This is a genomic window from Cryobacterium sp. M91, assembly GCF_002929615.1.
GTDB lineage: Bacteria > Actinomycetota > Actinomycetes > Actinomycetales > Microbacteriaceae > Cryobacterium > Cryobacterium levicorallinum.
This window is the reverse complement of sequence record NZ_PJJT01000078.1, coordinates 46,641-58,918: the sequence shown is the minus strand read 5'-3', so window position 1 is coordinate 58,918 and position 12,278 is coordinate 46,641. Positions and strand designations below refer to the sequence as shown.

Here is a 12,278-nt window from a genome sequence, read left to right as displayed (position 1 = left end):
AGGAGAAGAAACTGCAATGAAGGTTCTCATCACCGGCGGCGCCGGATTCATCGGATCGAATCTGACCCGATACATCAACAACACCTTTCCCGATTGGGAAGTACGCATCCTCGACGATCTCAGTACGGGCTATCGCGAGAACCTGACCGGTCTTAACGCCCAGTTCTTCGAGGGAAGTATTCTCGATCTGGACATTCTGGCCGAGGCCGCGGCGAGCGTTGATTCGATCGTGCACCTCGCTGCAATCCCCAGCGTCCCGCGTTCCGTCGCCGCACCTCGGCCGACACACGACGCGAACTCGACCGGAACCCTCAACGTGCTCGAGAGCGCACGGGCATCCGGCATCAATCAGGTTATCGTCGCCTCGTCCAGTTCCGTCTACGGCAGCAACCCGGCGCTGCCCAAGTCGGAATTCGATTGGACTCGGCCAATGAGTCCCTACGCGGTGAGCAAACAAGCAACGGAGGGCTACCCGCTCGCGTACAACTTCTCTTATGGAATGCAGAACCTAGCGTTCCGTTTCTTCAACGTCTACGGTCCCGGGCAAGCTGCCGGCCACGCCTACGCCGCCGTCATACCTCAATTTCTCGATGCTGCACTGTCCGATGCGCCCCTGCTCGTGCATGGCGATGGGTTGCAGTCTCGAGACTTCACCTTCGTCGGCACCGTGTGCGCCGTGATCACCACCGCTATCGCCGAGGGGACTCACTCCAACGATCCCGTCAATCTTGCCTTCAACACCAACACCACGCTCCTGCAACTCATCAGCGAGATGGAAACCCTCCTGGGACACGCCGTCACCAAAACGCATCAGGAAACACGCGTCGGCGATGTCCGCGCATCACAGTCGGATGGGGTTCGTGTTCGCCAGCTGTTTCCGGCCGTTGAACCGGTTTCGTTGACCTCTGGCCTGGAGCAGACTCTCACTTGGTTCAAGGACACTCAGACCGAAGCCGCCGAAAGCGCATGACTCACCCCCCACGAATTCTGCTCGGCGTCACCAGTGATATGTCGCTGACACTGATGCGGGGTTTCCCGGAGTACCTTCGTGACGAGGGGTGGGATGTGCATGTCGTCAGCGCTCCAGGTCCGGCACTGAGCGCGCTCGGCACGGTGCCAGGTATCGCGACCCATGCAGTCGCTATGGTCCGACAGCCGTCACCACTTCAGGACCTTCGCTCTCTCATCGCCTGGCATCGTCTGCTACGTCAGGTCCGTCCCAACGTCATATCCGTCGGCACCCCCAAAGCCGCCCTCCTAGGTGGAATAGCTGGGTTTCTCGCTAAAGTCCCCCGCCGCATATATATACTGCGCGGTCTCCGACTGGAGACCTGTTCGGGAATGCAGCGACGCATGCTTGCCGCACTGGAACGCATTTCCATGGGCGTAGCGCACGATGTGGTTTCCGTGAGTGAAAGTCTCTCGCGCAGGGTCGTTGAATACGGGCTCGTATCAGCGGCAAAAGTGCGCGTTCTCGGTCACGGCAGTTCGAACGGCGTCGACGTGGAGGCGTTTACCCGTGATAGTTTCGCACCGGGCAAAATTGCGTCCCTCGCCGAATCCTTAGGCATCGTCGCTGAAGTTCCGGTCATCGGCTTCGTCGGGCGACTCAGCGCCGACAAGGGCCTGACAGTCTTGTCTGAGGCGCGGGCGCTCCTAACCCAAAGGGGGGTTGATCATCAGCTCTTGGTAGTTGGTGGTCTTGACGAGGGCGAAGACGGGTCCCTCATCGAAGCGATCAGGTTTTCGGGACGGCAAATGATCGCTACCGGTCACGTTCATGACACGCGCCCCTACTTTCAACTCATGGATATCTTCTGCCTCCCCACATACCGTGAGGGATTTCCCAATGTCGTTCTCGAATCTGCAGCGTCGGGCGTCCCGGCCGTGACCACGGACGCCACAGGAGCCGTAGATTCCGTTGTCACGGAGATTACCGGGCTGATTGTCGCTGTCGGCTCCGCAACGGAGTTGGCCGACGCGTTGGAGCGTCTTATTGCCGATGAAAGCCTGCGCAGCCGCATGGGCGAGGCAGCACGTATCCGGGTTACTGCGCAATTCGATCGAGCGGATGTCTGGGACCGGCTCAACACGTACTACGTCGAAAGTCTTCACTCATGACCAGTACCGATCCCGCTATTTTCAAGCATCTTGGAAGCGATGACCGTGAACTTGTCGGAGAGACGTCAGCGGACGGCGTCTGAAACTCGGCAGCTGCATGCGAGAGGAACCCATGATCGAACATCAAAAGCATCACCTTCAGACGGTCACGTCCTACGGACGAAGGGCCGGCAGCGCCCGCGTTAGGGTCTTCGACTGGCTGGATTGGCTTGGCGTAGACGCTCAAAGTCACACTTATCTCGACGGCGCTTCGAACTCACCGGCAGTTTTAGCGCGAGCGCCGCATCTGCTCCTCAACTCAGAGCTGAAGTTGAGGCAACTCGCCAGTTCCGTCGGTGATGAAACGCTTCTGCTTTCCCGCCAGGCCAGTCCATTTAGCAATGGCCGTATCGAGGCTCGTCTGCTCGGCAACTCTGCACGAGGCATTTATGATTTCGATGATGCGCTGATGCACTCACCGAGCGGTCGCTTGGACAAACTCTGGTCGAAGAGCCGGGTCTGGAGACGCGCCGTTCTCGCCGCAGACATCGTCATAGCCGGTAATGACTTTCTAGCCAACGAGGCCTCGGTACATAGTGAGGATGTCGTGGTGATACCCAGCTGCGTCAATCCCAACGAGTACACGACAAAAAAGAGTTATGAACTGCAGTCAACTCCACGTGCAGTCTGGCTCGGATCGCCGAGTACTGAATCATACCTACGGCTTGTCGCTGAGCCGCTGCTCGCCCTCCACCGCATGAATGGACTTCGCATAACCGTAATCAGCGCAGGCGAAGGGAACCTCGGTTCTCTCGGCCCGATGGTCGACCGCGTCGCCTGGCACCCTTCGACCTTCTCGCATCATCTGGCAGCCGCAGACTTCGGCATCATGCCCCTCGATGACACCGAGTGGACGCGTGGGAAGTGCGCTTACAAACTTCTTCAATATGGCGCTACTGGACTGCCGATGATCGGGAGTCCTGTCGGATCAAACGCGGCCGTACTCAAGGCTGCCGAAGGGCTCGCTGCTTCCTCCGCTGACGACTGGCTATCAGCCATTGAATCCATCCTGCAGGAGTCGACGATTCGCCGTGCCGCTCGGGGCGCGGCTGGACGCGATGCGGTCGAGCGAAGTTACAGCTTCGCCGGATGGGAAGCCACATTCCGGAAGGCCGTCGGTCTGACCTGAATACGTACGACAGGTCAGGGCCGAACCGACAAGGTCGTGACATCAGGGATCAGTTTCAATTATTCGTGCCTACACCGTGGACAGAAGGCTTCGGTCCACCTGTTGACGTCACTGTCCGATGCGTTCAACCCGGGCCCGGCTGTCCCACGACCTGTGCGTGAAGAGGCCCTAATTTGAGTAATCTTTTCTGGCACGTCAGACGCCGTTCCTGCCCTAACGGTGTTCAGCCAGTGCAGCCAAAATCACCGCAGCCACTTTAGGGCTCAGCTGCGTCGAATACGTTGCCGAGAGATGCGATGAATCGCGGTACATTACAACATTGCTGGTAATCATTGGGCACACGTCATCAAAACACACCAGCTGGAGCGGGTCGAAATACGACACATGCTGTTGTGCAGCAAGGCTCTCATTTAAGCCCCGAAGATCGGGAGGGACCGCCCCGTCAAGTGGAGTGGAGCAAGCGCTGACATCGAGAATATTTTCAGATAGGCACGTGGCCGGGTCCGCCAGAAGCGTGGGAGTTTGTCCTATGAGAAGTACACCGCTGCCTGCTGACAGTTCCTGGAGCATTGACGCGGCGCCCCCACGCCATTTGTCGGTGAACCCGCGCTTGAGGCTAGCTTTGCTCGTCCGGTATCCCTGTGCATGATTTGCGACAACAACGAGATCCGGTTCGAGAGCGAGAATTGCACTCGGAGCATCCCTCTGCCACATTGCACACTGGGGCCATTCGTCGCTCGTCGCTCCCTGACTGATTTCAACGTTGGCTAGCGGACACCCGTTCTTGCCTACGATATAGAGCTTCCAGCCGTTGTCTCGAGCCGCCCGTTCAACAGCTGGCCACCACTGACCAGCATGAGAGTCTCCGGCAAGTACGATCTTTGTCTTGCCATTGGGGTCGCCGCCTTCGCAAACGGTCACCGTTGCCGCATAACAACCATTCGTGAATACCTCCGCAAGGTCATTACCGAGTTCATCAAGCGGAATGCGCAGATTGGCCGGGACGACCTTGGGCACGATACCGGGGCCTTGAGCGTCAAAGGTAATCGGACTATTCGCCGACGAAAGGGCGATATTCGGAGGACCTTCTTCAGCGATGATTTCGCCGGACGACTGAGGCACAAAGGCCGAGGCTACCAAAGGGGTCGAGGACGCGACCAAAGTCACCGCCAGTCCTACGACCAAAACGCGACGGGAACGAGCGAAGCCCCTGATTCGGCCAAGCCGCCGCTCGACAAGGAAGTAGCTCCCAATGGCCAGGACAAATGAGATGAAGGCGAGCACCAGCAGCTGCAGCTTCCCGGGGCCGTCTTCAAAAAAGGCAGATCCGAGCACAAGAACAGGCCAGTGCCACAAGTACAAAGAATAAGAAATGTTCCCTATGAACTGAGCCGGTCGGAGCGCCAAGAGCCGGTTGACCGCGCCCCCTGCTCCATACGATCCGGCCCACAGGATGAACGCCGCGCCAATACTGGGAATGGCCGCAGTCCATCCGGGGAAAGGCGTCACGTCAGTGAAGAAGAGAGCCGACCCCGCAACCGCCGAAACCCCGACCCAGCTCAAGCCCGTTCTCAGTCGCCCTGAGATAACGAAACGGCGATGGAGGATGACGTAGGCGAGCACACCGCCGATTGCGAGTTCCCATGCACGAGTCCCCAGTGAGAAGTATGCTTCGGGGGCCCCCGCATTCGTGGCAACTATGGAAGCGGACAGAGAACCGATGATAATGGCCAGAAGGACCCAAATGAAGATGCCCTTCCGGTTTCGAGAAACGAAAAGAACGATGGTAAGGAGCAGCGGCCAAACAAGATAGTACTGCTCCTCAACCGCGAGCGACCAGAAGTGTAGGAATGGCGACGGCTCTGACGTATCAAAATAACCCGTGGTCGCTTGTTGAAAGTGGAAATTGGCCAAGTTGACGGCAGTCCAGGCCATGTCCTGAAGGACTGCGACCAGTTGAACAGGACCAACGATCAGCGCCGCCGCCATCGCCGTCCCGATCATCGTCACAAACGCCGCGGGTAAGAGCCGCCGTATTCGACGTGCATAAAATGCGGACAACGAGATGCGCCCTGAGCGTTCAATCTCTTTAAACAACAACAAGGAAATGAGGAATCCGGAAATTACAAAAAAGACATCGACGCCGATGAAACCACCGGACAGGTACTGAGGGAAATAGTGATAAATAACCACCAACATCACAGCTACCGCGCGAAGGCCCTGAATATCGCGCCGACGCGGCAGCTGGTGCTCGATCCTCACCGGCTCGACTTGTGCCGCTGGGTATGCGCCCCCGACGACCGTTCGCCTGCTCATACCGTTTCCACTTCTTCCGCCCTGACGCTCAAGTGCGGAAAAGTGGCGATAGGAGGATTCTATCTCCCAACCGATCCTCAGCAGACACTTTGGCCGAGCCGCCTGACCGTCCCGGGAACGAACGATCGCCTCACGCTCTTGAGGGCCGCAGGACCAAAGCCATCCAGACCAGGGCAGAGAATGCGGTGCAGCCGGCGTACCCCCAGATTGCTCCGGACAGGCCCCCGAGCAACACACCAGCGATTGGCACGATGATGGCTAGACCAGTTTGAATGATTCGGCCCGCCAACAGCCGTCGCCCGCTCAGGTGGGAACGGGCAACGATATAGAAGTAGTGCCCAAGAAAACTAGCGCTGACGAACACTGCCGCGGGGACGGCGAAGGTGACAATCTCGCTGAGAGAACCGAGGCTAACCGGGAGCATTCCTACCAACAAGACGCCTAGGTAGGCTGCGCCGCCGAAGATGACGCTCGCGGCTACAACGATCCCCACGCGTTTTCCGGATCGCTGTGTTTCTATGGCCGCCGATGCCAGCTGAGGTCGGATCGGGTTCAGAACGAGGCGAACGGGTGCGGCAACATTAGAAATTGCGCGATAGACACCAAAGCCGGCCAGTCCGAGAACCGGGGCCAACAAATATGGTGTGCCGATGGAGCCTGCGTCCATCAGCAGCGAGTCTCGAAGCAGCGGACGGATCTGCTGTGCATGCCCGCGCCTCCACTCCCCGAGAGACTGAGGCCTGAGAATTTTCGGGCGTTTGGACAACGCCGCTGCGGCCACAGCCGAGGCAGCCCAAACCGCCGTCATGATCCAGAGATCACGAAGACCGGCCGAGAACAAGACGACCCAGACCAGCGATGCCACACCCAGTCCCGCCAAGTCACCGGAGATCACGCCCCGCCGTTCCCCCATGCGCACGGAATAGTAGCGAGCTGAGCTTCGATAGACGGCCGCGGCCACGGCCACTGCGCCCAACCACGCCACAGAACGCAGAGGTTCGATGAGGAGCGAAAGGCCTAAGGTAACCGCCCCGGCTGCCCCCGACAGATAGAGCGTCACCGAGGAATAGGCGCGCCACTCAGCCCTCCCCCGACCTTGGAGGTCAGCCCGCAACCAGGCCTCACTGATCAGCGACAGCGACAGCGACGATCCGAAGGCGAACAGCAGGTACTGAACGGAAAAGAGCCCGAAGTTCGCCGGGGCCAAAGTTACCAGTGCGAACAGTTGCACAGCCAGAACAGATGCCGCGTTCGCGAGCGTCGGGAGCGACGACTTCACAACGGCCATCCTCTAGACCACCCCAGAACCCCGCTAGAGCCGTTCGACATGCTCTCCGGACAGCTTGTTCTTCGTGTCGAGGATCCCGGTGGTCGTTGCACGAAGCACGTCGAGGTCGAAGTCGTCGTGGTCGGTGACCATGACAATGACGTCGGCTCCATCGAGCGTGGCCGCGTCGAGCGCGCCCTTTTCCACGCTCGAAGGCCAACGGTGCGCCTCAACATGCTCATCAATACCTACGACGGTCGCGCCATACTCAGTAAGGATGTCGATGAGGCGCAGCGACGGGGATTCCCTGATATCACCAGTGTTCTTCTTATACGACAAGCCCACAAGCACAATTCGCGACCCATTGACCGACTTGCCCAACTTGTTCAGCATCATCATCAGCCGCTGAACGACATAGTCAGGCATGTGATCGTTGATGTCGTTGGCAAGTTCAACGAAACGAAAATTCTGGCCCAGTTTGCGCCGCACCTGCCAGGAAAGATAGCTTGGGTCCACCGGCAGGCAATGACCGCCGACGCCCGGCCCAGGAGTGAACTTCATATAACCAAACGGCTTCGTGCTGGCAGCCTCAATGGACTCCCACACATTCACACCCAACTGGTGGGCGTAAATTGCGAGCTCATTGACCAGGGCAATGTTGACGTGTCGAAAAGTATTCTCGAGCAGTTTGGTGAGTTCGGCTTCCTTCGGAGTGCTCACCGGAACGGTCTGATTGACCAGGCTGTCATAGAAGGACTGGACCGCAACGAGGGACGCCGGGGTGATGCCTGAGACGACCTTCGGTGTCTCGACAAAGCCCCAGGTCTTGTTGCCCGGGTCGATGCGCTCAGGGCTGTATCCAACGTGAAAGTCAACACCGGCGACGAGTCCGGACCCCTTCTCCAGGATGGGAACCAGAAGCTCCTCTGTCGTGCCTGGGTACGTTGTCGATTCTAGAACGACGACGGAACCCTTCTTTAGCAGTTGAGCGAGGGAAGCCGCCGAGTCTTCAATGAAGGTGAGGTCAGGCAGGCTCTCGCGCAGAGGCGTGGGAACGGTAATGACCGCAATATCGAATTGGGCCGCATCCGCGTAGTCCGTTGTCGGCAGGTACGCACCGGATTCGAGCGCCGCGCTGAGCTGTTCGGCCGTGATGTCATCGACGAACGAGACTCCAGCCTTGAGACTGTCAACGCGTCGTGTGTCGACATCCACGCCAACAACCCGGTATCCCTGCTCAACTGCCCGCATTGCGACGGGGAGCCCTACGTATCCTTGGCCAACTACTACAACGGTCTGTGTGCGGTTTATCATCACTCTGAAGTTACCATTTCTTCGCGTTCAGCACGTCGCGGTGCGCCTCGACGCTGCGGCAGGCGGAGGAGCAACCATCGTGAAGTTGGCTTCGCTGAATCGCCGGACCAGTATTTTGCCGCGGCGCAAGCCACCAGCACGAGCATGAACCATCCCTGGGGTGAGGTCTCACTGATGTCAGTGAAGCCACGCCCAATGAGCATCACGCCCGCCAGGAGGATCCAGATGCCGCCAATGACTCCCCTGTTGCGATAAATGCGCACTCCTCCCCACAACACGAAGGCATAGAGCGCCATCACGACGATAACGCCGACTGCACCGAGGGTCACGAGCCAGTTCAACAGTTCATTGTGAGCGTGAAATACGGCGTGGCCGCCTAGGGCCTCTACGACGGCCCGGCTATGCGGCGAGCCGATTGGCCAGGATCGCGACCAACCGAAACCGATCACCGGACTCTGTGGCACAACCGACAGCACCGCGTTCCAAATTTCCGACCGGCCGTTGAGGGTCGCGTTTTTGCCAAGAAACTCGAGCACGCGATCAAAGTTGGCGATGACCACGACACCCACAACCGCGGTTCCCACCGCCAAAACGGCCACATAGATCCAGCTGCGCCTGAGCAGCACGAGTGCAATCCAGACCAGTAACACGAGCGTCATCGCGAAGATCGAGGTTTTGGAATCACTGGCGACAACGCCTACCGCCAGGGCCACGGCAACGGCAATCTTCAGCCAAACTCCACCGCGGAAATTTAGGCGCATAGCAATGGCTGCGGGGAAGGCCATCAGAATGACGTAACCGAAACCGTTGCGGTTTCCGTACAAGCCCTGGATGGCGCCGGTGTGGTAAAACGCCTGCTCAGGAGCCAGCACAATGAGCACCAGGGAACCGCCGAGCGCGAGAAGACCGCCGGCGACAATTCCAATCAGGATTGTATTGATGCGGGCGGAGCGAACGATACAGGCCGCTGCCAAGGCGAGCACAGCAAATGCCAGCGCATCCCTCGCGCTCTCCCATGAGGTGAAGCTCCAAGCTGCCGACATACACATGAGAACAACCAACGCGACAAGAGCGGTGGGAATGGTCAATCCACGAACGGCTACTCGGCCGGCCGCAGTAATGAGAAGCACTGCGGCCAGGATTAGGAGGGAAAGCTCGAGGAGTGAATACCGACTGTCGAAGCCCACGGGCGGAAAGAGCAGGAAAAAAGCGAAGGCGACGACTAGGGCGAGTAGGGGTTGCGTCAGGCGCGACCGCTCGCCGTGAATCTGAGGGAAGGCGGGAATCAATTCAGCCGCGCGGGCCCTTCGACTACTTGCGGCGTGCACGTCGTACCAATCGTCGAGTGATTCTCTTGAGCAGTCTGGCGGGCTTCAGGGCATACGTTCCCAGCCGCCACGACGCCGAGGAGAGAACGGCCGTGTTGCGGGCGTGGAGCGCTCGGCCCGTGCCCTCGACGGCGGCCGGCAGGTCGAGCCAGAGGTTGAGCGCGTTCGGCAGTCGCGGCATCGTTCCCGGTCCTTCAGTGACCAAGGCTTCGATCCGCGTGACGATGGTCGCGAGCGGATAGGCCACAGAGATGTCCGCGACCGACCTGCGAGCCGCCTCCCCCATTGCGCTGAGATCATTCCGATGGTCAACGGCGTAGCGCAGGGCGCGCACGAGATCATCAGGGCTGTTGGGGTCGAAGAGCAGCCCCGTAACGCCGTCACGCACCAGTTCTGCACCCGCGCCGCTGCGTCCTGCAATGACCGGTTTACCCAGGGCCATGTATTCCACGGTCACGCGACCGAATGCTTCGCTGGTGGATGCGGTGATTCCGAAGTCTCCGCGGTCGATGTACCAGAACGGGTTGTCGGTCTCGCCCACGAACACAACCTGGTCGTCGAGCGCCAGGTCGTGAACGCGTTGTTTCACCGCATCGGCGTCGTCGCCCTGATCGCCACCGACAAGAATCGCGGCGATGATCGTGCCCTCATCGCGCAGCGCCGCCACAGCGTTCAGAAGGCGCCACTGTCCCTTGGACGCTGCCAAGCGCCCGACCATGACCGCGGTGAGCCTGGCCTGAACCTGCGGCAGGATCGGCTCGGCAGGCGCCCGGCCGACGAGCTCGCGGGCCCGCGCCAGGTCGATGACCGGATAGGCGATCGCGAGCTTGTCTGCCTGAATCCACTGGCCTATGTGCTCGTGAACGGCACGCGAGTTGGCGACGACCAGATCGGAGAGAATGCCGATATCTTCAAAAGTGGATGCGCGCGATATCTCAAACTGCAGGCCGTGGTCCAGATCGCCAAACTCATGCACGAACCAAACGTGCGGAATGCCGAGATGCCGCGCTGCGAGTGCTGCCCACGGCGAAATTATCGTATTGGTGATGACGACATCGGGGGTTTCGAGCCGCAGGAGCTCAACGATGGCCAAGACGGCTTCGGAGTTTCTACGGGCTGTGTCGAGAATGTCGGCGGGGTCTGTGCGCACGAGCGGGAGCACCCAGGCATCGAAATCCAGGGTGTGGGTGGTCACGCCGCGAGCCGCCAATTCAGGCTGCAACAGTCCCACCGGGCCGCGCGCCGCGACCGAGAATGTCACCTCGGAATCATCTTTCGCCCAGGCGTCGATCAGGTGCAGCAACGACAGCTCGGCGCCACCGAGATTTTCAACCGCCGAGCTGTGCGAGAGAATAAATACCTTCATGAGTGCCATCCGTTCCGAATGCTGCGTGGCAATAGGCGCCGAGCCAAGCGCGCAGCCGTTCGACGGCCAATGCGTAGCGGCCGAGCCAGAGTGTTTCCTACAGTCCAAGTAATCGAGTCGTGCGGATCGACCGACGCTCCGACGTCACGAAACATCTGTTGCGCGGCAGCCGGCAGGGTCATCCACGACAGGACCAGGTGGGGCATCCGTTCGATGGGAGCAGACCCGGCCACAATGCAGCTCTCGATCTGCCGCACGATCGCGGGCAGGGTGTTGCGGTTCACAATCTCAGCAGCCGCTGCCCGGGTGGCCGCGCCGTGGGCTGCCAACAACGTCGGGTCTTGATGATAGGTAAGCAGCGCCCGTTCCAGCGCTGATTCGTCAGTGGGGTCGTAGAGAAGCCCGGTGCGACCGTCTGCGACCAGTTCCGGTGTCGCTCCGACCCGCGCCGCGACGACCGGCTTTCCGGTCGCGAGGTACTCAACGGTGACGCGCCCGAACCCTTCACTGACCGAGACAACGACGCCGACGTCGGCTGCGGCAATATACGGAAAGGGATTTGCGTCCTCGCCGGTGAGGGTGATCCTGTCGCCCACGCCCAGCTCCTCAATCAGCGAACGGATGCTGGCAAGGTCACCGTCCCTGCCGCTCCCTACCAATGCCACCTCAACGCGAACGTTGCGCTCTAGGAGCGCGGACACGGCGCGCACCAGCCGCGCCTGCCCTTTTGACGGCGCAATTCTGCCAACACAAACCACGCGGAGGGTCTCGGGTTCGTCCGAGAAGGGATTTACCCACTCTGCGTTCCCCTTCACGCGATCTGCAATGTCAGAAAAGTCCAGTGCGGGATACAAGACGGCCATCTTTTCTTCCGGAATCCAGCGCGACAGGTACGATTTCAGCGCCCCCGAGTTCGCGACGACGAGGTCGGACAGCGCTCCCAAGTCTTCAAAGGTGTGGTCGACTCCGATCGCAAACTCGTGATCGTCGCCGTATTCGCTGGGGAACCAAATGTGCGGAACGCCCACCATTTTCGCCGCGAGGGCCGCCCAGGGAGCCACGATCGTGTTGGTTGCAACGACGTCCGGTGCCAACTCCTGAATCAACCGCACCAATGCCTTCGTGGCCAAAAAGTCGTGACGCGCGGTTCGGTACACATCCTCCGGCGCAACGATCAGCTTCGGGAGTACCCACGATCCAAATTCCAGGTTCAGCCACGGAACGGCGCGCCGCTCGAGTTCGGGCTGCAGAAGACCCACAGGGGTGCGCGATACGACCATGATTTCTACCGACGGGTCGTAGATTCTCCAGTTGTCGATCATCTGCAACATTGACAATTCCGCGCCGCCCAGATTTTCGACGGCGGAACTATGCGACAACAAGAGAACTCTCACTGAA

General features: G+C 59.7%; 9 protein-coding genes. 3 read left to right on the top strand and 6 right to left on the bottom strand.

The annotated features are described in order from the left end of the window. Nucleotides 1–16 precede the first annotated feature (16 nt). The 3 genes from CXY80_RS06285 to CXY80_RS06275 all read left to right on the top strand — a co-directional run bounded on the left by CXY80_RS06285 (nucleotide 17) and on the right by CXY80_RS06275 (nucleotide 3,289). Nucleotides 17–970 carry an NAD-dependent epimerase/dehydratase family protein gene (locus CXY80_RS06285; RefSeq protein ID WP_104131987.1) on the top strand — a complete coding sequence of 318 codons (954 nt, stop codon included), beginning with the start codon at nucleotides 17–19 and terminating at the stop codon, nucleotides 968–970. Continuing rightward, entirely contained in the window at nucleotides 967–2,121 is a 1,155-nt protein-coding gene (locus CXY80_RS06280) for a glycosyltransferase family 4 protein (RefSeq protein ID WP_104131986.1), read from the top strand. The genes CXY80_RS06285 and CXY80_RS06280 overlap by 4 nt, the downstream gene beginning before the upstream one ends. Before the next feature lie 112 nt (nucleotides 2,122–2,233). Next, the gene (locus CXY80_RS06275; RefSeq protein WP_158251584.1) at nucleotides 2,234–3,289 is read left to right on the top strand and encodes a glycosyltransferase; all 1,056 of its coding nucleotides are present in this window, start codon (nucleotides 2,234–2,236) and stop codon (nucleotides 3,287–3,289) included. Between the two features lie 213 nt (nucleotides 3,290–3,502). Here CXY80_RS06275 and CXY80_RS06270 read toward each other — a convergent pair whose 3' ends face one another. From CXY80_RS06270 to CXY80_RS06245, 6 genes are all read right to left on the bottom strand, one after another. Then, on the bottom strand, nucleotides 3,503–5,605 hold the full coding sequence (locus CXY80_RS06270) for an acyltransferase family protein (RefSeq protein WP_104131984.1): 2,103 nt from the start codon (nucleotides 5,603–5,605) through the stop codon (nucleotides 3,503–3,505). A 130-nt stretch (nucleotides 5,606–5,735) separates the two neighbouring features. Continuing rightward, nucleotides 5,736–6,884, bottom strand: coding sequence for a hypothetical protein (locus CXY80_RS06265; RefSeq protein ID WP_146070691.1), 1,149 nt, complete (start codon nucleotides 6,882–6,884; stop codon nucleotides 5,736–5,738). Between the two features lie 33 nt (nucleotides 6,885–6,917). After that, a complete protein-coding gene (locus tag CXY80_RS06260) occupies nucleotides 6,918–8,186 on the bottom strand; it encodes a nucleotide sugar dehydrogenase (protein WP_104131982.1) in 1,269 nt (422 codons plus the stop codon). Continuing rightward, nucleotides 8,186–9,274 (bottom strand): O-antigen ligase, encoded by a 1,089-nt coding sequence (locus CXY80_RS06255; protein ID WP_146070690.1) that lies wholly within the window; start codon nucleotides 9,272–9,274, stop codon nucleotides 8,186–8,188. The genes CXY80_RS06260 and CXY80_RS06255 overlap by 1 nt, the downstream gene beginning before the upstream one ends. A gap of 223 nt (nucleotides 9,275–9,497) precedes the next feature. Then, the gene (locus tag CXY80_RS06250) at nucleotides 9,498–10,880 is read right to left on the bottom strand and encodes a glycosyltransferase family 4 protein (RefSeq protein WP_158251582.1); all 1,383 of its coding nucleotides are present in this window, start codon (nucleotides 10,878–10,880) and stop codon (nucleotides 9,498–9,500) included. Continuing rightward, complete coding sequence (locus CXY80_RS06245; RefSeq protein WP_104131979.1) at nucleotides 10,877–12,211, bottom strand: glycosyltransferase; 1,335 nt, start codon at nucleotides 12,209–12,211, stop codon at nucleotides 10,877–10,879. The genes CXY80_RS06250 and CXY80_RS06245 overlap by 4 nt, the downstream gene beginning before the upstream one ends. Between the last annotated feature and the right edge of the window lie 67 nt (nucleotides 12,212–12,278).

Excerpts from the sequence above, each read along its gene's own strand:
- CXY80_RS06285 (WP_104131987.1), top strand. The coding sequence starts at position 17 with ATGAAGGTTCTCATCACCGGCGGCGCCGGATTCATCGGATCGAATCTG.
- CXY80_RS06280 (WP_104131986.1), top strand. The coding sequence starts at position 967 with ATGACTCACCCCCCACGAATTCTGCTCGGCGTCACCAGTGATATGTCG.
- CXY80_RS06275 (WP_158251584.1), top strand. The coding sequence starts at position 2,234 with ATGATCGAACATCAAAAGCATCACCTTCAGACGGTCACGTCCTACGGA.
- CXY80_RS06270 (WP_104131984.1), bottom strand. The coding sequence starts at position 5,605 with ATGAGCAGGCGAACGGTCGTCGGGGGCGCATACCCAGCGGCACAAGTC.
- CXY80_RS06260 (WP_104131982.1), bottom strand. The coding sequence starts at position 8,186 with ATGATAAACCGCACACAGACCGTTGTAGTAGTTGGCCAAGGATACGTA.
- CXY80_RS06250 (WP_158251582.1), bottom strand. The coding sequence starts at position 10,880 with ATGAAGGTATTTATTCTCTCGCACAGCTCGGCGGTTGAAAATCTCGGT.
- CXY80_RS06245 (WP_104131979.1), bottom strand. The coding sequence starts at position 12,211 with ATGTTGCAGATGATCGACAACTGGAGAATCTACGACCCGTCGGTAGAA.